Source organism: Jannaschia pagri, from assembly GCF_019655435.1.
GTDB lineage: Bacteria > Pseudomonadota > Alphaproteobacteria > Rhodobacterales > Rhodobacteraceae > Jannaschia > Jannaschia pagri.
On sequence record NZ_BPFH01000006.1, the window covers coordinates 58,633 to 80,223 of the forward strand.

Annotated in this window: 24 protein-coding genes; 14 read left to right on the forward strand and 10 right to left on the reverse strand. The window is 62.8% G+C overall.

Annotated features, from left to right (window positions below; genetic code table 11):
• Positions 1–115 precede the first annotated feature (115 nt).
• Together K5R33_RS15225 and K5R33_RS15230 are read left to right on the forward strand one after the other, a co-directional pair.
• The gene (locus K5R33_RS15225) at positions 116–1,021 is read left to right on the forward strand and encodes a LysR family transcriptional regulator (protein WP_220749927.1); all 906 of its coding nucleotides are present in this window, start codon (positions 116–118) and stop codon (positions 1,019–1,021) included.
• Between the two features lie 150 nt (positions 1,022–1,171).
• Positions 1,172–1,561 (forward strand): DUF4149 domain-containing protein, encoded by a 390-nt coding sequence (locus tag K5R33_RS15230; protein ID WP_220749928.1) that lies wholly within the window; start codon positions 1,172–1,174, stop codon positions 1,559–1,561.
• A gap of 10 nt (positions 1,562–1,571) precedes the next feature.
• On the opposite strand, the gene K5R33_RS15235 is transcribed toward K5R33_RS15230, so the two are convergent.
• The 4 genes from K5R33_RS15235 to K5R33_RS15250 are packed head-to-tail and all read right to left on the reverse strand — an operon-like array spanning position 1,572 to position 4,484.
• Complete coding sequence (locus K5R33_RS15235) at positions 1,572–2,489, reverse strand: OmpA family protein (protein ID WP_220749929.1); 918 nt, start codon at positions 2,487–2,489, stop codon at positions 1,572–1,574.
• Positions 2,486–3,052, reverse strand: a complete 567-nt coding sequence (locus K5R33_RS15240; RefSeq protein WP_220749930.1) for a peroxidase-related enzyme — start codon at positions 3,050–3,052, stop codon at positions 2,486–2,488. The genes K5R33_RS15235 and K5R33_RS15240 overlap by 4 nt, the downstream gene beginning before the upstream one ends.
• Positions 3,049–3,768 (reverse strand): GNAT family N-acetyltransferase, encoded by a 720-nt coding sequence (locus tag K5R33_RS15245; protein WP_220749931.1) that lies wholly within the window; start codon positions 3,766–3,768, stop codon positions 3,049–3,051. Before K5R33_RS15245 ends, K5R33_RS15240 begins: the two co-directional genes overlap by 4 nt.
• Positions 3,765–4,484 carry a competence/damage-inducible protein A gene (locus tag K5R33_RS15250; protein ID WP_220749932.1) on the reverse strand — a complete coding sequence of 240 codons (720 nt, stop codon included), beginning with the start codon at positions 4,482–4,484 and terminating at the stop codon, positions 3,765–3,767. Before K5R33_RS15250 ends, K5R33_RS15245 begins: the two co-directional genes overlap by 4 nt.
• Positions 4,485–4,520: 36 nt before the next feature.
• Here K5R33_RS15250 and sfsA point away from each other — a divergent pair, with 36 nt between their 5' ends.
• The 3 genes from sfsA to radC all read left to right on the forward strand — a co-directional run bounded on the left by sfsA (position 4,521) and on the right by radC (position 6,964).
• Positions 4,521–5,228, forward strand: coding sequence for a DNA/RNA nuclease SfsA (sfsA, locus tag K5R33_RS15255; RefSeq protein ID WP_220749933.1), 708 nt, complete (start codon positions 4,521–4,523; stop codon positions 5,226–5,228).
• Positions 5,229–5,277: 49 nt separating this feature from the next.
• A complete protein-coding gene (map, locus tag K5R33_RS15260; protein ID WP_255576485.1) occupies positions 5,278–6,087 on the forward strand; it encodes a type I methionyl aminopeptidase in 810 nt (269 codons plus the stop codon).
• Between the two features lie 67 nt (positions 6,088–6,154).
• Complete coding sequence (gene radC, locus K5R33_RS15265; RefSeq protein ID WP_255576484.1) at positions 6,155–6,964, forward strand: RadC family protein; 810 nt, start codon at positions 6,155–6,157, stop codon at positions 6,962–6,964.
• A gap of 65 nt (positions 6,965–7,029) precedes the next feature.
• On the opposite strand, the gene K5R33_RS15270 is transcribed toward radC, so the two are convergent.
• From K5R33_RS15270 to K5R33_RS15285, 4 genes are read right to left on the reverse strand one after another with little or no spacing between them, the layout of a single operon-like run.
• Complete coding sequence (locus K5R33_RS15270; protein ID WP_220749935.1) at positions 7,030–7,935, reverse strand: ornithine cyclodeaminase family protein; 906 nt, start codon at positions 7,933–7,935, stop codon at positions 7,030–7,032.
• Positions 7,932–8,552 (reverse strand): HAD-IA family hydrolase, encoded by a 621-nt coding sequence (locus K5R33_RS15275; protein WP_220749936.1) that lies wholly within the window; start codon positions 8,550–8,552, stop codon positions 7,932–7,934. The genes K5R33_RS15270 and K5R33_RS15275 overlap by 4 nt, the downstream gene beginning before the upstream one ends.
• Entirely contained in the window at positions 8,549–9,358 is an 810-nt protein-coding gene (gene fghA / locus K5R33_RS15280) for an S-formylglutathione hydrolase (protein ID WP_220749937.1), read from the reverse strand. The genes K5R33_RS15275 and fghA overlap by 4 nt, the downstream gene beginning before the upstream one ends.
• Complete coding sequence (locus tag K5R33_RS15285; RefSeq protein ID WP_220749938.1) at positions 9,359–10,294, reverse strand: AEC family transporter; 936 nt, start codon at positions 10,292–10,294, stop codon at positions 9,359–9,361.
• A 193-nt stretch (positions 10,295–10,487) separates the two neighbouring features.
• Between K5R33_RS15285 and K5R33_RS15290 the strand changes: the two genes are divergently transcribed.
• Both K5R33_RS15290 and K5R33_RS15295 read left to right on the forward strand, forming a co-directional pair.
• Complete coding sequence (locus K5R33_RS15290; protein ID WP_220749939.1) at positions 10,488–10,790, forward strand: hypothetical protein; 303 nt, start codon at positions 10,488–10,490, stop codon at positions 10,788–10,790.
• Positions 10,791–10,932: 142 nt separating this feature from the next.
• Positions 10,933–11,559 carry a TetR/AcrR family transcriptional regulator gene (locus K5R33_RS15295; protein WP_220749940.1) on the forward strand — a complete coding sequence of 209 codons (627 nt, stop codon included), beginning with the start codon at positions 10,933–10,935 and terminating at the stop codon, positions 11,557–11,559.
• Positions 11,560–11,562: 3 nt separating this feature from the next.
• On the opposite strand, the gene ubiG is transcribed toward K5R33_RS15295, so the two are convergent.
• Positions 11,563–12,303, reverse strand: coding sequence for a bifunctional 2-polyprenyl-6-hydroxyphenol methylase/3-demethylubiquinol 3-O-methyltransferase UbiG (gene ubiG / locus K5R33_RS15300; protein WP_220749941.1), 741 nt, complete (start codon positions 12,301–12,303; stop codon positions 11,563–11,565).
• Between the two features lie 66 nt (positions 12,304–12,369).
• Between ubiG and pip the strand changes: the two genes are divergently transcribed.
• Complete coding sequence (gene pip / locus K5R33_RS15305) at positions 12,370–13,362, forward strand: prolyl aminopeptidase (RefSeq protein ID WP_220749942.1); 993 nt, start codon at positions 12,370–12,372, stop codon at positions 13,360–13,362.
• A 24-nt stretch (positions 13,363–13,386) separates the two neighbouring features.
• Here pip and K5R33_RS15310 read toward each other — a convergent pair whose 3' ends face one another.
• Positions 13,387–14,493: a polysaccharide biosynthesis/export family protein gene (locus K5R33_RS15310; protein ID WP_220749943.1), complete on the reverse strand. Its 1,107-nt coding sequence runs from the start codon at positions 14,491–14,493 to the stop codon at positions 13,387–13,389.
• A 379-nt stretch (positions 14,494–14,872) separates the two neighbouring features.
• Here K5R33_RS15310 and K5R33_RS15315 point away from each other — a divergent pair, with 379 nt between their 5' ends.
• The 6 genes from K5R33_RS15315 (at position 14,873) to kdsA (ending at position 21,563) form a co-directional block, all read left to right on the forward strand.
• Positions 14,873–16,822 carry a nucleoside-diphosphate sugar epimerase/dehydratase gene (locus K5R33_RS15315; RefSeq protein ID WP_220749944.1) on the forward strand — a complete coding sequence of 650 codons (1,950 nt, stop codon included), beginning with the start codon at positions 14,873–14,875 and terminating at the stop codon, positions 16,820–16,822.
• Positions 16,823–16,895: 73 nt separating this feature from the next.
• Positions 16,896–17,594 carry a fumarylacetoacetate hydrolase family protein gene (locus K5R33_RS15320; protein WP_220749945.1) on the forward strand — a complete coding sequence of 233 codons (699 nt, stop codon included), beginning with the start codon at positions 16,896–16,898 and terminating at the stop codon, positions 17,592–17,594.
• A gap of 112 nt (positions 17,595–17,706) precedes the next feature.
• Positions 17,707–18,948, forward strand: coding sequence for a glycosyltransferase family 4 protein (locus tag K5R33_RS15325; RefSeq protein WP_220749946.1), 1,242 nt, complete (start codon positions 17,707–17,709; stop codon positions 18,946–18,948).
• 52 nt (positions 18,949–19,000) lie between these two features.
• Positions 19,001–19,942: a KpsF/GutQ family sugar-phosphate isomerase gene (locus K5R33_RS15330; RefSeq protein WP_220749947.1), complete on the forward strand. Its 942-nt coding sequence runs from the start codon at positions 19,001–19,003 to the stop codon at positions 19,940–19,942.
• Positions 19,939–20,721, forward strand: coding sequence for a 3-deoxy-manno-octulosonate cytidylyltransferase (locus tag K5R33_RS15335; RefSeq protein WP_220749948.1), 783 nt, complete (start codon positions 19,939–19,941; stop codon positions 20,719–20,721). The genes K5R33_RS15330 and K5R33_RS15335 overlap by 4 nt, the downstream gene beginning before the upstream one ends.
• An 8-nt stretch (positions 20,722–20,729) precedes the next feature.
• Positions 20,730–21,563 carry a 3-deoxy-8-phosphooctulonate synthase gene (gene kdsA, locus K5R33_RS15340; protein ID WP_220750098.1) on the forward strand — a complete coding sequence of 278 codons (834 nt, stop codon included), beginning with the start codon at positions 20,730–20,732 and terminating at the stop codon, positions 21,561–21,563.
• Positions 21,564–21,591 lie beyond the last annotated feature (28 nt).

Sequence of the window (21,591 nt, forward strand, 5' to 3'; positions counted from 1 at the left end):
ATGCCTCGCTTTAATCCCGAAACGATCCAGAGATTGGCCCGCCCCCGGCACGGTCTCGCCGCAATCCAGGGGCATCAAATCCGGCAACCGTATAACTGTGTAAGGGTCTGCCAAAATGGATCGTCTGTCAGAGATGGAAGCCTTCGCCACCGTGGTGGACCAGGGCGGCTTTACCGACGCTGCCAAGAAACTCGGCATCTCGAAATCGGCAGTGTCCAAGCATGTGTCTTCCCTTGAGACACGGCTGGGCGCGCGCCTTCTGAACCGCACCACGCGCCGCGTCAGCCCGACTGAAATCGGTCTGGCCTACTATGACCGCGCCCGCCGGGTGCTTAATGACGCCGGAGAAGCGGACGCGCTGGTCACTGCCATGCAAAGCGCCCCGTCTGGCGTGTTGCGCGTTTCGGTCGCCACCGATTTCGGCGTGAACCACCTGTCCCCGATCTTGGGGTCCTTCCTGCACGAATATCCCGACATCACCGTCAACATGGTGCTCAACAACCGCTACGTGGAGCTGATCTCCGAAGGGTTCGACCTGGCGGTGCGCATCGGTGAGTTGGAAGACAGCAGCCTGCGCGCGCGCAAGCTGGCCGAAACCCACAAGCAAATGATCGCTTCGCCGGAGTACCTGGAGGAATACGGTCGCCCCGCGCGGATCGACGATCTCAACGACCACAAGCTTCTGCACTATTCCAACCAAGCCAATGGCTCGGTCTGGAAGCTGACGGCCCCCTCGGGTGAAAAGCGTCAGGTCCGGTCCGCAGGATGGCTGACGGTGAACGACGGACAAAGCCTGCTGACGGCGGCCTGTAATGGTCTTGGCATCGCGTTCTTGCCTGACTTTTTGTACGCCGAAGCGATGAAAGAGGGGAAGTTGATGCCAGCCATCGACGGACTGTCGCCCGAGACCCAGGGTATCTATGCCGTCTACCCGCCCGGCCGCTACACCCAGCCCAAAGTCCGCGCTTTCATCGATTTCCTCGTGGAAAGCTTCCGCGACAGCGGCCCTGGAAAGTGGTGATCTAAGCAGTCTGTGCCGCTCCCAAGGGGTGGCGCAGTCTGACGTGGGTTCGCGGCGCCATGGAGGCACTGCGGTGCCCACTCGGACGCCTTGCCGCAGGGACAAGACGTGCGGCTACCCTAGTTCCCGGCCTACCGGTGGGAGCATATCATGACGACCTTGGCCCTTCTCAGCATCGCCATTCTCTTCGGGGGAATGGTGTTTTTCAGTTTCGGCTTTGCCCCCGTCTTGTTCGCGCAATTGCCGTCTGAGCGGGTGCGCCCGCTGCTTCGGGGAACGTTTCCCTATTATTACCTCGTGGTCATTGCGGTCTCAACCATCTGCGCGGCCGTCGCGATGATCGTGCAGCCCCTCGCGGCGGCGCTGTTGCTCGGCGTTTGCCTGAGCACGGTTTACGCGCGCCAGGATCTTATGGGGCGGATCAACGCGGCGACGGACCGGGGCGATAAACGGATGTTCGGTATTCTCCATGGCCTGTCCGTGGTCATCCAACTGATCCAGATTGGCATCGTCGGCTGGGCGCTTATCCTCGTCGTTTGAGGCGATGAGGTCACGGTGTTGAGGTGATCACGACCTCAACCCGCCGGTTGGTCTGGCGGCCCACTTCGGTGTCGTTGCGCGCCATCGGTGCGAAAAAGCCCACGCCGTGGGTCCCGATCCGCGCGCCGGAGATCCCGTAGGTTTGCATCAGGACAGCCCGCGCGCTTTCGGCCCGCGCGCGGGAGATCGCCATATTGCCCTCGGCGCTGCCCTCGGCGTCCGTATGCCCCACCAGGGCGACGGTCACCTGGGGGTTATCGCGTAGAAAATCGGCTAGGGCGGTGAGCGACGGATACCGTTCCTCCGGCAAATCGGTCGATCCAGTGGGGAAGGTGAGGTCCCCGAGGACGGCCCGCCCCTTGAGTTGCAGCGTCTGCGCCACGTCGCTGTCGGCGATCAAGGCGGGCGGTGAGGCCGGGTTCGACGTGCTGAGCGTCACCGGCGCCACATCGCCCACCGGTCCGACCGTCGTCTGCTGCACGTAGCCCACACCTGCCGAGGTGCTGACCACAAGATCGGTCCAGGTCGTGTCTTTGCGAGCCGCAAGATAGCGATAGGCGGCCAGGTCGACGAACATCTCTGGCGCGGGGCGTACATCGATGTCGAAGCGGAAGTCGAAGCCTCCGCAGGCCCGGGTCTCACAGGCAAAGACCACGTCAAACCCAGCTTGATCCAACTGTGCGCGCAGCGGTGCCAGAATTTGGAGCGGCGTCGCCTCCGGCGCGGTCAGTTTCCAGACCTGCCGTGTGACGCTGCCCTCAATCGTCTCGAAGGGGGTGGTCTGGTCCCAGGGGCCGATGGCAACCCGGTGGGACGATAGCGGCAGGGCTTCCGCATAGGTGACCTCGGCGGGGAGGGGCATGGCAAGGTCCATGGCCTGGGTCGGCTGCGCCAGGATCGCCAGGACCAGGGCGCCCCGCAAGCTCACCGCGCCTGGCCGTGATAGTCCGCGTTCGGGGCCATGGCGATGGCCGAGGCGACGCGGTTCGACATGTTGAAGAACCCTGCGACCGACGCGAGGTCAAAGACATCCCGCTCGGACAGACCGTGGTCGCGTAGCGTTTGGCGGTCGGTCTCTTCGATGGTGGCGGAGGCCTTGGTCATCAGCACGGCAAAATCCAACATCGCCTTCTGCCGCGGGGTCAGCGGGGCCACGCGGTAGTTCATGGCGATCATCTCACCCAAGGCCGGGTCGCCCGACAATGCGCGGACCGCCGCCCCATGGGCCACCAAACAATAGAAGCACCGGTTCTCGGCGCTGACGGCGACGGCGATCATTTCCCGTTCCAGCTTGCTGAGGCCCGAGGGCGCCAGCATCAGATCGTTGTACATGGCCGTAAAGGCGTTCAGCTTGTCCACATCGAAAGCGTAGGCCCGCAGGACGTTGGGCACGAAGCCCAGCTTTTCGACGCAGATGTCGAAGTAGCGCTGGGTCTCAGGTGGCAGCGGGTCCAGGGCGGGCAGGTCGAGAGCGGTCGGCTGGTCAGTCATGCCTTCGACCAATAGCGGTAACCGCCCCGCCGGACGAGTCCCCCCTTGGCGTAAAGGGCGAGGGCAGCGGTATTGTCGGCCTCCACCGGCAGAACCAGTTGATCGGCCCCGTTGGCCGCGGCCCAGTTGGCCGCATGGCGCAGGGCCAGCAGGCCTACCCCCTTGCCGCGCATTCTGGGCAGGGTCACCACCAGGTGCAACACCGCCAGCCGATCCTGGACGCCCACATAAAGCGCGCCCGCCGCCCGGTCTTCGGCCCGCATCAGGATGACCGTCCGGGGCGCGGCGGCGCGGTACATGGGCGCGCGCCGGGTGGCGTCATTGCCATGGGCGTCCCAAAGCGTGCCGCAGATCTCCAACGGCGGCCAATGGGCAAAGCCCGAGACGCGGGGCAAATCCCCCAACAGGGGCGCGACGGGACCGGCCATGAGGTCCGAGATACCGCCCGCCCGGTAGCCTTGGTTTGCCAAGACCTCGGCGGCAGCATCTTCGACGCCGTCGATGGTTCCGAAGATCGTGCCCGGTCGCGCCTGTTCCACGGCCTGGATGTCGGCCGCCGCGACCGTGGCCTCCGCCCGCAGGCGTGCCGATGTTGCCCGCCGGGTGCCCTGCGTTTCTGCGGGCAAATCAAAGGGGCCGAGTTGGGTCAAGGCAGACGGCGGCCAACTGCCCCGGATTGCGGCCATGATTTGCTTGGCATCGGGCGCGTTGGTCACGCGAAGAGCGCCTCCAACCGGGCCGTGGCGGCGGCGACCTGGTCGGCGTCCTGCCCCCGGATCACGATGTTTGCGCCGAATTTGCCGTCTTTCTGGAATGGATAGGAGCCGAGCGACAGGTCCGGGAAAGCTTCGGCCAGATCGCCCAGGGGTCCTGCGATGTCGCCCTCGCCCCGGTCGATGCGCGTGGAGGTGGAGGTCAGCGGTGTGCCCCCCGTCAGGGTCGGCAACACGCTGGCCACCATGGCTTGAAAGACCGAGGGCACGCCCGCCATGACGTGGACGTTGCCAAGCGTGAAGCCCGGCGCCACCGACACGGGGTTGTCGATCAGCGTGGCACCATCGGGGATCCGGGCCATGCGCAGGCGCGCTTCGTTCAACTCCGACCCGGTGCGGGCGTAATGGGCGGCCAACAGATCGCGGGCATCGGCGCGCACATCGACCGAGGCGCCGAAGGCCGCGCCAATGGCATCCGCCGTGATGTCATCATGGGTCGGGCCGATCCCACCGCTCGTGAAGACCGTGTCCCACGCCTCCGACAGGGCGCGCACGGCGGCCACGATGGCCTCATGGTCGTCGCTGACGATACGCACCTCGGACAGGGTGATCCCGGCCTCAGTCAACTGCCCAGCCAAGTGGTGCATATTGGCGTCACGGGTGCGGCCAGACAGGATCTCGTCCCCGATGACGAGCATGGCGGCGGTAGGGTTCGGCATGGAGGTCTCCTTTGCCTGACGGTATAGGGCTGGGCCATGCGCTTCGCCACTCCGCTGATCCCCGCCACGCTTGTCCGTCGCTACAAACGGTTCCTGGCCGATATCGTTCTGGATGATGGGCGCGAGGTGACGGCCCATTGCCCGAACTCCGGCGCGATGTTGGGCCTTAAGGCACCCGGCAGTCGCATCTGGGTCGAGCCGAACGACGACCCCAAGAAGAAGCTGAAATACGGCTGGCGCTTGGTGGAGTTGGAGGGCGATCATATGGCCGGGATCGACACCTCCGTCCCCAACCGCGTTGTGGGCGAAGCGCTGCGGGCGCGGTCGGTCGCGGAACTGGCCGGCTATGGCGGTGTCCGGGCCGAAGTGAAGTACGGCGAAAACAGCCGCGTCGATTTCCTACTGACGGAGGAGGGCCTGCCCGACGCCTATGTCGAGGTGAAGAACGTGCACCTGCGGCGCGAGGGGGATCTGGCCGAATTCCCCGATTGCGTGACCACCCGCGGGGCCAAACATCTGCGAGAACTGACCGAGATGGTCGCCCAGGGCCACCGCGCCGTGATGCTATACCTGGTGCAACGGACGGATTGCGCCCGCCTCGCCATGGCCGCCGATCTGGACCCGGCTTATGCCGAGGGGTTGCTGGCGGCGCGGGCCGCGGGGGTCGAGGTCCTCTGCCTCTCTACCCGGATCACCACCGAAGGCGTCTGGGCCGACGCGCCCCTTCCGCTGGCGTCTGGATAACCGGCGCGCAACGTCTTATGTACGGCGCAAACCCCCGGAGGTACGCGTTTTGGACGAACATCGTGGACGATTGACCCGTGATGGTATCCGCATCCATGAGGAGGCGGATTTCGCCGGGATGCATAAGGCTGGCGCCCTAGCCTCCGCGATTCTGGACCGGATCGCGGATCACGTGGTGCCGGGGGCCACGACGGGCGCGCTCGACAAGCTGATCACCGAGTGGGTCGAAGAGGCCGGGGCGACGTCCGCCACCATCGGCTACAAGGGCTATCAACACGCCAGTTGTATCAGCGTGAACCACGTGGTCTGCCACGGTATTCCTGGCGACAAGGTGTTGAAGGATGGCGATATCCTCAACATCGACGTGACGGTGATCGTGGACGGCTGGTTCGGGGATACCTCCCGGATGTATGTGGCCGGCGCGCTCAGCCGCAAGGCCGAGCGGTTGATCCAGGTGACCCATGATGCCCTCATGAAGGGGATTGAGACGGTCAAACCGGGCAAGACCTTTGGCGATATCGGCCACGCCATCCAGGCCTACGTGGAAGGCCACCGCATGTCGGTTGTTCGCGACTTCTGTGGCCACGGCTTGGGTCGCGTGTTCCATGCACCGCCGAATGTTCTGCACTACGGGCGGCCGGGAACGGCGGCTGTGCTCGAAGAGGGCATGTTCTTTACCATCGAGCCGATGGTGAACCTGGGCCGCCCTGAGACGAAGGTGCTGGCAGATGATTGGACCGCTGTGACGCGGGACAAGAGCCTCTCCGCCCAGTTTGAGCACTCGGTGGGTGTCACCGCAACGGGCGTCGAAATCTTCACCCTGTCGGACGCCGGTCGGTTCCATCCAACCTACGGTTAGGGGCCGCTGCCAACGCGGCAACTCGGCTTTAAGGGTTTGTTAACCGCTGCGGTCGAAGACTGCGGTCATGACGCAGCCATCTGACGAGTCACGTTTTTCCGAAGCCCCGGCCATCGATCTGTTCACACGGGCGCCGATGGACGTGCCCCACGTTGTGCCCCCCCTTTCCGAATGCCGGTCGGGCATAGCACAGGATTCGCAGGAGCCCGATCACCGTCTCAACCATCGCGCCCGTTTGCGGCATAGGTTTATGGAAGGTGGTGCTGCGGCCATGCCCGATTACGAGCTGTTGGAGCTTATCTTGTTCCGGGCTTTGCCTCGGGGCGACACCAAGCCCCTGGCAAAGCGCCTGCTGCGGACCTTTGGCGATCTCAACCGCGTGATGGCTGCGCCCGCGTCTCGGTTGGCGCAGGTCAAAGGGGCAGGGCCGTCTGTGGTTGAGCAACTCAAGATCATGGAGGCACTGGGCCACCGCATGGCACGCGCGAAGGTGATTAACCGGCCCGTGCTATCGTCCTGGGATGCGCTGTTGGAATATCTGCAAACCGCGATGTCCCACCAGGAGGTTGAGCAGTTCCGGACACTCTATCTGGATCGGAAGAATGTCCTGATCGCCGATGAGCAATTGTCGGAAGGGACAGTCGACCATGTCCCCGTCTACCCGAGGGAAGTGATGAAGCGGGCGCTGGAGCTGAACGCTTCGGCCCTGATCCTTGTGCACAACCACCCGTCCGGGGATCCGACACCCTCGGAGGCAGATATCTCCATGACTTACGCGATCCGGGATGCGGCGCAGGTTCTGGGCATTGTACTGCATGACCATCTGATCGTTGGAAAGGCGCGAGAGCTGTCTTTCCGGTCAGAAGGCATCATCTGAGGGGCGCCAGAGTTTTCGTTGAAAACTCTGGAAAAAGTCTTCGCTGAAGACTTTTGGCGCCTAGCTCAGTCGGAGATCGCCTGCAGGATGTAGCGCGCGGTCATCAGGTCGAGATGCCCGCCGCCGCCGTTCTTGAAGAGGGTGATCTCTGTCTCGCTATTGCGGACCATCCGGTCGGGCTGGGAGTGATCTGCGATGATATCGTCTCGTGTGATTACGCCTGCGGCCAGCGGCATTTTCAACTCGCCGATATGGTCCAGTGTCGTGGCGCGGCTGTCGACAAAAATGCGGGCACGGCCCAAAGCCTCGTCATCGACCTCTCTCATATCGGGCCTGTAAGCCCCAATCAGATCGATGTGCTGGCCGGGGCGCAGCCAGTTACCCCGGATCACCGGGTCCGTGGCCATGGTGGCGCAAGCGATAATATCCGCCTCCGTCATGGCCTGTTCCAAATCGGGCGCCAGGTCGGCCTCTAACTCCGAGCAGAACGCCCGCGCGTTGGCCTCCGTGCGGGACCAAACGGAAAATCGGGCGTCTGGAAAAGCGGCTGCATAGGCTTGGCGGAGCGAGCGCGCGACCGTCCCGGCGCCGACCAAAAGGATCCGGCGGCTGTTCGGTCTGGCCAAACGCCGGGCGCCCAGCAGGCTATCGCCAGCCGTTTTCCATTTGGTGACCATGTGGAAGTCGAGCATCGCTTCCAAACGACCATCCGTGTCCGAAAAAAGGGAGACGGCGCCGCCCACGGCGGGGAGGCCCCGGGCGCCGTTCCCAGGAAACACCATCGCCGTCTTTACTAGGGCCCCCAGCCCATCGATCCAGGCGGCGCGGGACAGCATCGTATCGGCCCCGCGATAGAGAAAGGTATCGTCGAGTTCCGCAGGGGGTCGCCTATGCCCGGCGGCAATCGCCTCGGTCAGGGCGATCCAGTCCAGGGCCGCCTCGGCCTCGGGGCCGATAAACGGCACGGTCATGCGGCCGCGGCCTCCGTCAGAAGCCCGTCGGCGACGAGCCGGTTGGCCCAGCCCTCTGGCCCATCGAACAAATGTGTCTGCCAGCCCCGCGCCGACGCTGCCGCGATGTTGTCCGCCCGGTCGTCTGTGAACAGCAGAGCGTCGCCCGTCAGGCCGGTTGCCTCCTCCACCATTTCGTAGATGCGCGCAGCGGGTTTGATGACACCCATATGCCCAGACACGAAGGCCGTGTCGAAGTCGTTGAGAAAGCCGAAATGCTGTTTGGCCAGATCAAAGCTTTGGATGCCAAAGTTTGTCAGCGCGTGGACCGGCAGGCCACCGGCCCTTAACGCGTGCATCAGGCGAACGGAGCGATCAATGGTCGGGGTCGCCAGTTCAAGCCACCGGTCGTGCCACATGCGGATCTCCGCACGAAATTCGGGGTGTGCCTCGGCCGTTTCGTAGATCACGTCACGGAACCCTTCGCCCAGGTCCACGCGGTCGTTCATCGCGTGAAGATCCACAGCCGAGAAGAGGGCACGCCGCCGCGCTTCCCCGATTTCTGCGTCATAGAAGCGCTCTGGCTGCCACTCGATCAGCACGTTGCCGATGTCGAAGATGACGGCTTTGATGGTCATGTGAAATGCTCCTGGTGAAAGGCCATATGGTCGGCGCCGAAACTGGCGACGAAAAAGTAGCTGTGGTCATAGCCCGCTTGAAGGCGCAGGGTAGCCGCGCTGCGTGTACGCGCCAAAGCTGCGGCCCAGGCGTCGGTCCCCAATTTGTCGAAGAACTGATCGCTCGTCCCCGTATCAATCAGGCAGGGCGGCAGGATCGCGCCATCGATCAGCAAGCGCGTGGCGTCATGGGCGCCCGGGTCCCCGGTATAGGCGGTCAACTGGGGCGTACCCCAATCGCTGGCGGCGGGGGCGCAGATCGGCGCGAAAGCGGACACCGAGCGGTAGCGCCCTGGGTATTTTAACGCTAGCGTCAGCGCCCCGTGTCCGCCCATGGAATGGCCTGTGATGGCCTGGCGGGTGGCGTCCAGGTCAAACGCGGCAAAGACCGTCTCTGGCAGGTCTGCCGTGATGTAGTGTTCCATCTGGAAATGCTGGGCCCATGAGCCTTGGGTCGCATCCACGTAGAAGCCTGCACCTTGGCCCATGTCATAGGCATCATCGTCAGGGACTTCGGCCCCCCTGGGGGAGGTGTCTGGGAAGACGATTGCGGTTCCTGACTGCGCCGCCCAAGCTTGCAGGCCTGCTTTGGTCATGGCGTTCTCATGGGTGCAGGTCAGCCCAGAGAGGTACCAGAGCACAGGCGCCCCCGACGGCTTTGGCGGCAAGAACGCCCCGAAGGTCATGTCGGTGCCCGTCGCATCGGAGGCATGGGTATAGACGCCTTGGATGCCGCCGAAGCAACGGTTCTCGGATAGGGTCTTCATTCAGGTCTCTCCGGTAAGCAGGGCAATAACGGCCGAGAGGGTGACGATCGAAATGGCCGTGGACACAAGGATCGCGGCGCTGACGCGCTGGGGGGCGACACCGTAGTGTTGTGCCAGCATGTAGACGTTTCCCGCGACCGGCATGGCGGCTGCGGCGACCATCACCGTCACGGCAAAGGGATCGGCCACCGGGAACAGGACAATCGCCGATAAGGCCACGGCAGCGGGATGCAGGACTAGCTTGCAAAACGTCAGCCACCCGGCGACCGAGACCCGCTCCGCTGTCTTCCCGGCGAGAGAGGCCCCAATGGCAAAGAGGGCGCCCGGGGTGGCGGCTGCCCCGAGGATTGTCAGAAACTCGTTGACCGGTGTCCAAAGCTGCCAGCCCGTGGCGGACCATGCGATCCCAAGCGAAATCGAGACGATCATCGGGTTCTTTATCAGCCCGAGGGCGACCGTGTTCAACGTGCTGAGTGCGATGCGCCCGTCGCGCGACCCGGTGATGAGGATCACGATCAGCGACGAAAAGACGATCAAATCGGCTGCGAGAACCATCAACATGGGGCCAGCCGACTCGGGGCCCAAGAGGACGACAAACATGGGGATGCCAAGAAACCCGACGTTGCCGATCACGGCGCATTGCGCCTCGACCGCCGATTCCGGCACGGATAGGCCGCGCATGAACCCAACGGCGGTGGCGATCAGGTAGACGATCCCGCAGCCCCAGAGGTAGGCGGTGAGAAACCGCGCATCGAAGACTTCGTCCAAGGTGAGGTTGGCGGCGAAGTTGAACAGCATCGCCGAGAGGGCGAAGTAAAACACAAACTTCGTCAGATAGGCCGTGGCCTCCGCCGTGAAGAACCGCGTCCGACCGGCTGCGTACCCAAGGGCGATGAGCGCAAAGAAGGGAACGGTTTTCAGGAAGATCGCAACCATAGTGGATCGCTAGCCCCCGGGGGCGGGGCTGTCCAGAGACGGACGTTTCGGCGGAACCGTGCGCAATGTCGGCGGCAATCTGCAAAAATGAACAGAACGGTTTAGTTTTGGCCTTGTGCCCGGCGGTGGGTGACCCTACGTCTCATCGTATGAACTGAACGGTTCGGTTCAAAACGCAAAGAGAGAGACCGCTATGACCAAGACCTTTATTGCCGCACTCATCGCTTCTGCCGTCGCTCTGCCTGTCGTTGCGCAGACCGTAAAGATTGAAGACGATGGGTGGTCCCTCGTCGAGGTGAAACCGGCCCCCACAACGACCGTCGATATCGACGACGATGGGTGGACTCGCGTGTCGCTCCCAACGATCCGATCCGACCGTGGTGCCATGGGGGCCCCAGGCACGTGCACCCAATTGGAATCGTCCGTGGGTCTGTCGGGGGATGAATGCGGTGTGATGTCCTTGTCCGAGGTCGCCAAGATGGTTGGCGACGACTGATCTCGCCCAACCCCCGGGCGGGCGCGCGGATCGGTCCTCTCCCCCAGGTTGGATCGGTCCGCGCAACAATCGGACAGAACGGCTGACTGCCGCTTGTGCGCGTCCCGCTCCGGCCTATATCCTTGCGCCACAAGGGGACGGGATGAACGACGCGACACCGATTAAGCGAGGGCGAAAATACGATCAGGTCTTGGAAGGGGCCAGATCCGTTTTTCTCGCCGACGGATACGAGGGCGCCAGCGTTGACGCCATCGCGCGCGCTGCTGGCGTGTCGAAAGCCACCCTCTACAGCTATTTCGCGGACAAACGCCTGTTGTTCATGGAGGTCGCCAAGGCCGAGTGCAGCCTCCAGATCGAAGAGGCTGACGCCATTCTCACGGATGAGGCAAACCCCCGTGAGGTGCTGTGTACGGCGGCGGATCGGATGCTCAGCTTTTTCCTGTCGTCCTTCGGTCAGTCCATTTTTCGGATTTGCGTGGCTGAGTCGGATCGCTTTCCCGAGCTCGGTCAGGAGTTTTACGACACCGGCCCCAAACGGTTTCGCGACAAGATGGTCGAGTACCTCCAGTGCGCCGCCGCCGAAGGTGATCTGGTAATCCAAGATTTTGAGCTTGCGGCGGATCAGTTCGCCGAACTCTGCAAAGCCAGCCTGTTCCCAGAATTGGTGTTCGGCATCCGCAAGACCGTCTCAGAGGCCGAGAAGAAGCGCGTCATCAACGGCGCCGTCGAGACATTCCTGGCCCGCTATGGCGCGACGGGCGCGTCCTGAACGTCACTCTGGCTTCACGCTTGCTGTGACGTAGTTCACGGACAGGTCCCGGTCTGACAGGCTCCAGGTCCAGGTGAGCGGACTAAAAACAAAGCCCATCCGATCTTCGGCGCGCAGCCCGGCGGCCTCGATCATTGCGACCAACTCATCCGGCGTGATGAACTTACGCCAGTCATGGGTGCCTTTGGGCAACCACCCCATGATGTGTTCGGCTCCGATAATCGCGACCGCATAGGACTTGGGGTTCCGATTGATGGTCGAGCAGATCATCAAACCGCCTGGACGCAGAAGTCTCTGGCACGCGGTCAGATAGGCCTGCGGATCGGCAACGTGTTCGACGACTTCCATGTTGAGGACGACGTCAAAGGCGGGCTCGTGGGTCTCTAGCAAGGACTCCGCCGAGGTGTGGCGGTAGTCGATGCTTAGGCCAGACTGCGCGGCATGGGCCTGGGCCACGGGGATGTTGCCGCCAGCCGCATCCACCCCGACCACAGTCGCGCCCAGGCGTGCCATGGGCTCCGACAACAGGCCACCACCGCACCCGATGTCCAGGATACGGAGGCCTGCAAAGGGCGCCTCGGCTGACAGGTTCAGCCCAAACTCTCCGGCGATTTGCGTCGTGATGTAGTCCAGCCGACAGGGATTGAGCATGTGCAGCGGCTTGAACTTTCCGTTTGGATCCCACCATTCGGCAGCCATTGCCTGAAATTTAGCGATTTCGGCGTCGTCAACGGTGGTTGTCATGCGCAGTGTCTCAGCTTTTGTCATGGCCCATGGTGCGAGCGTCTTCGCGGTCTATATAGGGAGGTGATGGACAGAACCACGCACCAAGCCGCGACAAACGCGCTGTATCCGCCGATTGATCCGTTCGACCAACGCATGGTCGATGTAGGCGGCGGCCATCGCTTGTACGTGGAGCAATGCGGGAACCCGAATGGTCTGCCGGTGATCGTCCTCCATGGTGGCCCAGGCGGCGGATGCAGCCCTATGATGCGACGGTTCTTTGACCCGGCCATTTGGCGCATCATCCTGTTCGATCAGAGGGGCTGCGGTCGGTCACGTCCCCATGCCAGCGTACGGGACAATACCACGTGGCATCTGGTGTCCGACATCGAGCACATCCGCGAGATGTTGGACATCGAACGGTGGGCCGTCTTTGGCGGCAGTTGGGGCGCGACCCTGTCCCTGATCTATGCCATCTCCCACCCGGACCGTGCCGCCCATTTGGTTCTGCGCGGCGTATTTCTCATGGAGAAGCGCGAGCTTGATTGGTTCTACGGTGGCGGCGCGGGTCAGTTTTGGCCCGACCAATGGCGTCGGTTCGTATCGCTTGTGCCCGAAGACGAGCAGGATGATCTGATCGCGGCCTATGCGCGACGGCTGTTTGACACGCCGCAGCACGAGCAAATCCGGTTCGCGCGCGCTTGGGCTGCTTGGGAGAACGCGCTGGCCTCCGTCCGCAATCAGGGCCAAGGCGGTGAGCCGAATGGGGAGTACGCCCGGGCCTTTGCACGGCTGGAGAATCACTATTTCGCGAACGCTGGCTTTCTGGAGCACGATGGCTGGATTCGGGCCAATCTGGACCGCATCGCGCATATCCCCGGTGTCATCGTCCAAGGGCGCTACGACATGATCTGCCCGCCGCTGTCCGCGCAATTGCTATCAGCAGGGTGGCCCGCCGCGACGCTGCACATGATCCCATTTGCCGGCCATGCCCTCTCGGAGCCTGGGATCGCAGAACAGCTTGTGCGCTCCATGGACCGTATTGGATACGCCCAAGGCGAGAGGCGGCGCTTCAGCTAGGGCGCCCATCCGGCGCTCCGCAGATCAGTTTGTCGCGATTGTCGCCAACCCGAAGGCGGAGCCGATGAGCGAGAAGACCGTTTGGGCCGACACCACAGGGCTTTCTGTGACGTAGACCACGTCTTTGGGCGAAATGCGGAAGTTGCGCGCTGCAAAGAGTCCATCGGCGCTCGTCAGGTCGATTGTGAAAACGACCTGCTGGTTGCGGGGGCCGCGCGTGCCGGCGCTCAGGGCGTTGCGCGGATATTCCCGCAGAATAAGAACGCCCTGGGGATTGCCGCGTGTGTCCAAAACGCCCCCAACGATCGAGACAGCGTCCATCGCCGTCACGATATCCTTTGTAAAGGGGTGGAGCGACTCGCTGCCCGCGGCGCCGACCGACAGGAAGTAGCGCTCGTCCTCTTCGACGATAATTTGGTCGCCGCCGCGCAGGAGTGTATCCAGCCCCGGCTCGTCATAGAGCCGGTCGATGGAGGTGCCGAACAACCGCGAGCCGCGCTTCAGGCGGATCTGGGGGTTCGCCAAGCTGGCCGAGACGCCGCCCCCAGCCGCAATAAGGCTGAGAACCGTGTAGTTCCGGTCGGGCATGGGATAGCTGCCCGGAGATGCCACGCCGCCAACCAAGTCGACGGAGTTTCCCCGTCCTTCGGTCAGGCTGAGCTGCACCTGGGCAGAAGGCGCGATGGGTTCGACGGCATTTTGCAGGCGCCCACGCGCGCGTTCCGGCGTCATGCCCGAAATCCGAACATCGCCCACGTAAGGCACGAAGATGGATCCGCCCGGAGAGACACGCAGGGCATCAAGTGTGACCTGCCGGGTTCCGGTTGGCGTCAAAAGAGAGTTCTCGTTGCTGTCCCAGATCACGACCGAGACCGTATCGCCCGGCCGGATTTGCTGGCTGTTGCTGCCGTGACTGGCGGAGATCCAGGACAAGTGTTCTTCGCCGACCAGGGGCCATTGCTGCACCGTCGGTAGAAGCGCCCGGGTGACGGGATAGACGGCGAAATCTGCGCTGGCATCGTCGCTGCCGGCCAAGACTTCCCGTTGCAGAGCGGCCCCGCGTGGCAGCGAACACGCCGAAAGCACCAGCACGAGCATGATGCCCGTGACAACCTTTACGAGGTTACCCATCCGACCAACTGCCCCTTCGTCTCATCTCTTCGTCTCGTAACGGCAGCGGGAGACCCGACCGCAACGGGCCACGGGTCGCATTCTGCGGCGGATCGGTCAACGCAAGCCTCGCCTGTCGCCTTTTGTTTGTTGCCGGGAGGCATCGTGCGATGGCGGGAATCTGCCTATTTCTGCGGCATTTGCTCAGTGTCATTGTTCTGCACCGCAGCATTCTTTAGGGTCCGGGGTCAGGTGTGGGGTCGAAAGATCTGGGGGTCGACTATGCCTTTGCCCGAACACCGCGCTTTCTGCCGAGCGAAGCAGTCTTGTCGTGCTCGCCGGTCGGGCGCGGCATCTTCTGGGTGCGGCCTCCGTGGGAAAGACGGGGACGGGTGTGTTTATGCTCAAAATAATTAAGGCGTTAAACCGCCAACAGAAGGCACGGATCTTCCTGATCATAGACCTGATGTTGATCGTCCTGGCCCTGCCTGTCGCTACATTGATGCATCCGTTGCCCGCCGATGTGATCGACTTGGGGACCCTGTTGGTTGTCGGCGTGCCCTATGTCGGCCTCCTCGGGGCGGGTTTTTTGACGATCCTCAACATCCCAAACATGCAGCTGTCGGATTTCGACGCCACAGCCCTGGGGCGCGTGGCGGCCATGGCGGTATTTCTGACGCTCAGTTCGGTGGTGTTGACGATCCTATTGGGCAACGTCGTGCCCATATCGTTCGTGCTCGTCTTTGGGATCATCGTCTTCGCCTCAATGACGATCTCGCGCGTTGTGCTACTGAACATCGTTTTGGCCGTGTACCGGCGCGGTGAAGAAGTCTGTAGGGTGCTCATTTATGGTGCCGGCACGACAGGTGTGCAGCTGGTTCATGCGTTCAAAGCGCACAAAGACATTGATCCGGTTGCCTTCGTTGATGACAACCGCGCGCTCCAGGGGATGACGATCGCGGGCCTACCCGTCATGACGCCCGTCCGGATCCAAGAGATTGTGGAGACCCGCAAGATCGACCGTGTGTTGCTGGCAATCCCATCGCTTAGCCCGCCAAAACAATCTCAGATTGCGCGCCGCTTGCAGAAGCTGGGGCTGGAGGTTCAGCTGATCCCGTCCTTCAGCCAGCTCATTGGCCACGAAGAGCTTATCGACAAGCTGCAAACTGTTAACCCAGAGATGTTCCTCAACAGGGCCCAGGTGGAAAACCCTTTGGGCGAAGGCACGGACAGCTATGCGGGTAAAACGGTTCTGGTCTCTGGCGCTGGAGGCTCCATCGGGTCGGAACTGTGCCGCCAGCTGATCGAATGCCGTCCGCGCAAGCTTGTGCTATTCGAGTTGAGCGAATTTGCGTTGTTCACCGTCGAAGGAACGCTGCGGACGCTGGCGCGCGATGCCGGTGTTGAACTGGTGCTTGTGCTGGGATCGGTGACGGACGGGCGCCAAGTGAAACACGTCTTGGCGGAGCATTCGGTCGAGGTCATCTTGCACGCTGCGGCGTACAAGCACGTGAGCTTGGTGCAGAAGAATCCGCTGCCCGGCATGGCCAATAACGTGTTGGGAACGCACACCCTGGCCACAGCGGCGGTGGCTGCGGGTGTCGAGCGGTTCACGTTGATCTCGTCGGATAAAGCCGTGCGTCCAAAGGGCGTCATGGGTGCTTCCAAGCGCTTTGCCGAGATGGTCATCCAAGATCTGGCCAGCCGTGTCCCCGAGGGCGAAGGCCCGATCTTTTCCATGGTGCGGTTCGGCAATGTGTTGGGGTCGTCGGGGTCGGTCGTGCCGATTTTCCACGATCAGATCCAAAAGGGTGGACCCGTCACCGTCACCCACCCACACGTCACCCGTTTCTTCATGACCATCCCCGAGGCCGCGCGCCTCGTGCTGAAGGCCGGTGCCATGGCCGAAGGCGGAGAGGTCTTCCTGCTCGACATGGGCAAACCCATGCGCATTTTCGATCTTGCCGTCCAAGCCATTGAAGCGACGGGTCACACGGTTCGGTCCGATGAAAACCCGGATGGCGATATCGAGATCACGTTCATCGGTCTCGGTGAGGGCGAGAAGCTTGAAGAAGAACTGTTCCTAGACGGATCTGAACGACCGACGGCCCACCGCAAGATTTTCCGCGTCCGTGAGGCGTGTCTATCGGAATGGGAAATGGCGCGGACACTCCGCGAATTGCGGAGCGCCTTGGCCGCTGGGGACAGCGATGGACTGCGCGACCTTGTGGCCAGCCGTATCGAGAGCTTTGAGCATAAGCCCAAGGCCGATGTCGTTGTTGCGAATGATCGTTCGGCCGTTGAGCCGCATCGCCTGGTGCCTGCCGATGTGGAGCCGAGTCCCGCCTAGGCACGCCTCAAAATCGACGTCCCGCAGACGCGCGGCTGCGCACGCTGGCGCGGCCCAATGACGAAAGACCCATATGACAGACCTGCTGTTTGACCTTCCGCCACCTCTCGTCCTGCCAGTCGTAGGGCAAATGCGGGGTTTTCCGGTCGGTCGGGTTTTCTGCGTGGGGCGAAACTATGCCGCCCATGCCGCTGAAATGGGATCAGAGGTGGACCGTGAGGCGCCTTTCTATTTCACGAAATCAGCGACGCATGCGGTCGCGTCCGGTCAGACGGTGCCCTATCCGCCGGGCACGGAGGACTATCACCACGAGATGGAATTGGTCGTCGCCCTTCGCGGGCCGCTGTTTCGGACCAAGGCGGCAGACCTCGGGGCCGCAATTCTTGGCTACGGCTGCGGGCTGGACATGACTCGCCGCGACCTCCAGGCTGTCTCAAAATCCAAGCGCCGCCCCTGGGACACGGGCAAGGATGTCGAAGGGGCGGCTGTGCTTGGTCCCCTCACGGCGGTTCCTTCGACCGAGCAGATCGGTGACCGCGCAATCACGCTGACCGTGAATGACACCCTGCGTCAGTCGGCGATCCTTTCCGATATGGTCCACAGCGTCCCCGAAATCTTGGCAGACCTGTCGCGCCTCTACCATCTGCGACCGGGGGATGTGGTCATGACGGGCACGCCAGCAGGTGTCGGCCCCGTGCAACCTGGCGACAGGCTGCATGGGCAGATTGACGGTTTGCAGGACGTAACGATGGTGGTCGGTCCGGCGCCGTAATCTTAGGCGCGTCCGGTGATTGCACCGGGCATCGCGGCCTTTGCGGAGTTTCAGACCGCTCTGCGATATGGCATGCACCGTTTTGCAAGTTCATGACCAAGGTGACCCACCGATGAAGATCCTTCTGGTGCATCAAAACATGCCCGGCCAATACCGGGAGCTTCTGGATTGGTTGATCCAGCAAGGCACCCATGAATTGGTGTTTCTGACGCAACGCCGCAACTACCCGGAGGTGCCGGGCGTCAACAAAGTGGTGTACCGGTCGCACCATACACCCGCCAAGGATGCCTACGGCCTGAGCCGCGTGTGGGAAGAGGCGGCGGGGATGGGCTATGGCGCCGCGCTTGCCGCCCAGGAATTGAAGGCGCGGGGCTTCGTGCCTGACGTGATCCTGGGCCACACCGGCTGGGGCGAACTTCTGTTCATGAAGCACGTCTATCCAGACAGTCCAATCCTCGGCTTCTTCGAATACTTTTACTTGGCCAAAGGGGGCCCCGTCGGCTTCGACCCCGAAGATCCGGCATCCAGCACCACCCCGTTCCTGATGCAGGCGCGCAATACGGTCCCGTTCACCAACTTGAACGTCGTCGATCAGGGGCTGGCCCCCACCAAATGGCAGCGCGATTGCTTCCCGGAGGCCTTTCGCGACAAGCTGTATGTCTGCCACGACGGGATCCGGACGGATAAGCTGAAGCCCAACCCCGACGTGACGCTGAACCTCGGCCGCGTTGGGCAAGTCAGCCGCAAGGATGAGATCTTCACCTACGTGGCGCGCAACATGGAGCGGACGCGGGGGTTCCATGTGTTTATGCGGGCGCTGCCGCATATCCTGAAGGCGCGCCCCAACGCACGGGTCTTGGTGGTCGGGGGCAACGATACGTCCTACGGCAAGAAGAGCGATCAACCCGGTGGATTCCGCGCCGAGATGGAGGCGGAGGTCGGACATCTGATCGACTGGGATCGGACCCATTTCCTGGGGCAGGTGCCCTATGGGGACTTCCAAAAGATCATCCAGATCAGCCGCTGCCACATCTATTTGACCATGCCCTTCGTCCTGTCCTGGTCTTTGCTGGAAAGCATGGCGATGGAGGCGACCGTCGTGGCCAGTGACGTGGCCCCCGTGCGCGAAGCGATCACGCACGGCGAGACAGGTCTGCTTGCAGATTTCTTCCAGCCGCAGGACCTGGCCGCCAAAGTGGTCTCTGTCCTCGAAGACCCAGCCAAGTTCGCCCACCTCGGGCGCGCGGCGCGGAAACACGTAATCGAAACCTACGATTTCCTGTCTGTCTGCCTGCCGCAACATATCGCGCAGATCAACGCGCTCGTCCCCGAAGACAAGCGGATTGCGATCTAGGTCCGACCCCGGCAGTTGCGCCATGGCGCGGCCCGGCTTATCTGCCGTCGGGATGACAAACGCGACCCATACCGGCCAGGAGGTGCTTCGCACAGAAGCGGCGGCCTTAATCGCCCTGGCTGACGCCATGCCCGCTGATTTCGATGCCGTTGTGGAACGGATCGCGGGTTTGCCAGGCCGGGTCATTGTCACCGGGATCGGCAAATCTGGCCACATCGCCCGTAAGATCGCGGCGACCCTGGCGTCCACAGGAACCCCGGCCCTGTTCGTGCATCCGGCCGAGGCCAGCCATGGCGATATGGGTATGATCGGCGCCCAAGACGCGGTGCTGATGATCTCGAATTCCGGCGAGGCGGCTGAACTTCGGGATATGATTGCCCATACCCGCCGCTTCTCCGTGCCATTGATCGGGCTGTCGTCGCGCCAGCAGTCGACGCTGATGCAGGCCGCTGATCTGCATCTGACCATTCCCGCCTTGCCCGAGGCCTGTGGGATCGGTGTTGTCCCGACCACGTCCACCACGATGACATTGGCCCTGGGCGATGCTTTGGCGGTCGCCCTCCTACGGCGCAGGGGCTTTCGAGCCGAAGATTTCGGGGTCTTCCACCCTGGCGGCAAACTGGGCGCGCAGATGGCCAAGGTGGCAAAGTTGATGCACGGAACCCTCCCTGTGGTGGCCCCTGACACGCCTATGTCCGAGGTCCTGCTGACGATGACATCGGTCGGTTTGGGCCTGGCGGTCGTCGTCTCTGAGGGTGACCTCGCGGGTGTGATCACTGACGGAGACCTGCGGCGCAACATGGCTGATTTGATGGGGCGAACGGCAGCCGATGTCGCAACCGCCGATCCCTTGACTGTGCCGCCGGATATGCTGGCGGCGCAGGCTTTGGCGATCCTCAATGAGCGCAAGCTGAACGTGACCATTGTCTGTGACGGGAGGCGCCCTGTGGGCATCTTGCATATCCATGATTTGCTGCGGGCGGGGGTCGCATGAAGACTGCCATCCTGATCCCCGCGCGCTATGCGTCCAGCCGGTATCCCGGTAAACCCCTGGCCAGTTTGCGCCAAGCGGATGGCACCGCGAAGACCTTGATCCAGATGACGTGGGAGGCGGCGCAGCGCGTACCCGGCACCCACGCCATTCACGTCTGCACGGATGATGAACGGATCCGAGCGGCGGCGGAGGACTTCGGCGCGTCGGTGCTCATGACGTCGTCCGAGGCGCGGAATGGGACAGAACGTTGCGCTGAGGCGCTGGACCAGATCGACGCCGATCTTGTGGTCAACTTGCAAGGGGATGCCCCGCTCACCCCGCCGTGGTTCATCGAAGCTCTGATCGAGCGCATGGCGCAGGATCCGGGCGCGCAGGTCGCGACGCCCGTCCTACGGTGCGACCGCCAGACCTACGAGATGTTCACCGAAGACCGTCGCAACGGGCGCGTGGGGGGCACGACGGCCGTGTTCGACCGCGACCTGCGTGGCCTCTACTTTTCTAAGGAAGTCATCCCCTACATCGATCCTGGTAAGCTGCCCGACCCCATTCCGGTGTTTCACCATGTGGGTGTCTATGCCTACCGGCCCGCAGCCCTGCGCAACTACATCACCTGGCCAGAGGGCGTGTTGGAGCAGCGCGAGGGGCTCGAACAACTCCGCTTTTTGGAGAATGGCGCCCCAGTGGCCTGCGTTGAGGTAGATGCCCGTGGCCGCGTGTTTTGGGAGCTTAACAACCCCGCCGACGTTGCCCGTATCGAAGCCGTGTTAGGAGCCGCCTAGTGGACGCCATTCACTCAAAGGTCGTTGAGATCGCGGGCATCCCTGTGGGCGCCCACCATCCCGTCGCCTTGATCACTGGCCCCTGCCAGTTGGAAAGCCTGGACCACGCCCGTATGATGGCCGAGCGGATCGCCGAGGCCTGCGCCCTGACGGGCACGCGCTTTGTCTTCAAGGCGAGTTACGACAAGGCCAACCGGTCGTCCCTTGATGCGACCCGGGGATTGGGGATGGAGGAGGGCCTGCGTGTTCTGGACCTGATCCGGTCCGAATTTGGTTGCCCGATCCTGACCGATGTCCACGACCCCAGCCAATGCGCCCCAGCGGGTGAGGTTTGCGATGTCCTGCAAATCCCGGCGTTCTTGTGTCGTCAGACGGATTTGCTGTTGGCCGCTGGTCGGACCGGACGGGTCATCAACATCAAAAAGGGACAGTTCTTAGCGCCTTGGGATATGAGCCATGTGGCCGCCAAAGTGGTGAGCACTGGGAACGAAAACATCCTGCTCTGTGAACGGGGGACCTCCTTCGGGTACAACACGCTGGTCAGTGACTTCCGTGGTTTGCCGACCATGGAGGCGATGGGCTACCCGGTGGTTTTCGATGCGACCCATTCGGTTCAGCAACCCGGAGGGCAGGGGGCGAGTTCAGGGGGGCAGCGACAGTTCGCGCCGGTTCTAGCTCGTGCTGCCTGCGCCGTCGGGGTGAGCGCTTTGTTCATAGAGACCCATCAGGACCCCGATAGCGCGCCCTCCGATGGGCCCAATATGATCCCCGTCGACCAGATGGCGGGTCTCATTTCGGAACTGCGGGCCTTCGATGACCTGCGCAAGAAGGCTTTTCGGTGAAAAGCCTTCCCGAAGTTTTCAGTGAAAA

What these genes read in the sequence shown, in the direction of transcription:
- K5R33_RS15225 (WP_220749927.1), top strand. Translation starts at nt 116, where the DNA reads ATGGATCGTCTGTCAGAGATGGAAGCCTTCGCCACCGTGGTGGACCAG.
- K5R33_RS15230 (WP_220749928.1), top strand. Translation starts at nt 1,172, where the DNA reads ATGACGACCTTGGCCCTTCTCAGCATCGCCATTCTCTTCGGGGGAATG.
- K5R33_RS15240 (WP_220749930.1), bottom strand. Translation starts at nt 3,052, where the DNA reads ATGACTGACCAGCCGACCGCTCTCGACCTGCCCGCCCTGGACCCGCTG.
- K5R33_RS15250 (WP_220749932.1), bottom strand. Translation starts at nt 4,484, where the DNA reads ATGCCGAACCCTACCGCCGCCATGCTCGTCATCGGGGACGAGATCCTG.
- sfsA (WP_220749933.1), top strand. Translation starts at nt 4,521, where the DNA reads ATGCGCTTCGCCACTCCGCTGATCCCCGCCACGCTTGTCCGTCGCTAC.
- radC (WP_255576484.1), top strand. Translation starts at nt 6,155, where the DNA reads ATGACGCAGCCATCTGACGAGTCACGTTTTTCCGAAGCCCCGGCCATC.
- K5R33_RS15270 (WP_220749935.1), bottom strand. Translation starts at nt 7,935, where the DNA reads ATGACCGTGCCGTTTATCGGCCCCGAGGCCGAGGCGGCCCTGGACTGG.
- K5R33_RS15275 (WP_220749936.1), bottom strand. Translation starts at nt 8,552, where the DNA reads ATGACCATCAAAGCCGTCATCTTCGACATCGGCAACGTGCTGATCGAG.
- fghA (WP_220749937.1), bottom strand. Translation starts at nt 9,358, where the DNA reads ATGAAGACCCTATCCGAGAACCGTTGCTTCGGCGGCATCCAAGGCGTC.
- K5R33_RS15285 (WP_220749938.1), bottom strand. Translation starts at nt 10,294, where the DNA reads ATGGTTGCGATCTTCCTGAAAACCGTTCCCTTCTTTGCGCTCATCGCC.
- K5R33_RS15290 (WP_220749939.1), top strand. Translation starts at nt 10,488, where the DNA reads ATGACCAAGACCTTTATTGCCGCACTCATCGCTTCTGCCGTCGCTCTG.
- K5R33_RS15295 (WP_220749940.1), top strand. Translation starts at nt 10,933, where the DNA reads ATGAACGACGCGACACCGATTAAGCGAGGGCGAAAATACGATCAGGTC.
- ubiG (WP_220749941.1), bottom strand. Translation starts at nt 12,303, where the DNA reads ATGACAACCACCGTTGACGACGCCGAAATCGCTAAATTTCAGGCAATG.
- pip (WP_220749942.1), top strand. Translation starts at nt 12,370, where the DNA reads ATGGACAGAACCACGCACCAAGCCGCGACAAACGCGCTGTATCCGCCG.
- K5R33_RS15310 (WP_220749943.1), bottom strand. Translation starts at nt 14,493, where the DNA reads ATGGGTAACCTCGTAAAGGTTGTCACGGGCATCATGCTCGTGCTGGTG.
- K5R33_RS15315 (WP_220749944.1), top strand. Translation starts at nt 14,873, where the DNA reads ATGCTCAAAATAATTAAGGCGTTAAACCGCCAACAGAAGGCACGGATC.
- K5R33_RS15320 (WP_220749945.1), top strand. Translation starts at nt 16,896, where the DNA reads ATGACAGACCTGCTGTTTGACCTTCCGCCACCTCTCGTCCTGCCAGTC.
- K5R33_RS15325 (WP_220749946.1), top strand. Translation starts at nt 17,707, where the DNA reads ATGAAGATCCTTCTGGTGCATCAAAACATGCCCGGCCAATACCGGGAG.
- K5R33_RS15330 (WP_220749947.1), top strand. Translation starts at nt 19,001, where the DNA reads ATGACAAACGCGACCCATACCGGCCAGGAGGTGCTTCGCACAGAAGCG.
- K5R33_RS15335 (WP_220749948.1), top strand. Translation starts at nt 19,939, where the DNA reads ATGAAGACTGCCATCCTGATCCCCGCGCGCTATGCGTCCAGCCGGTAT.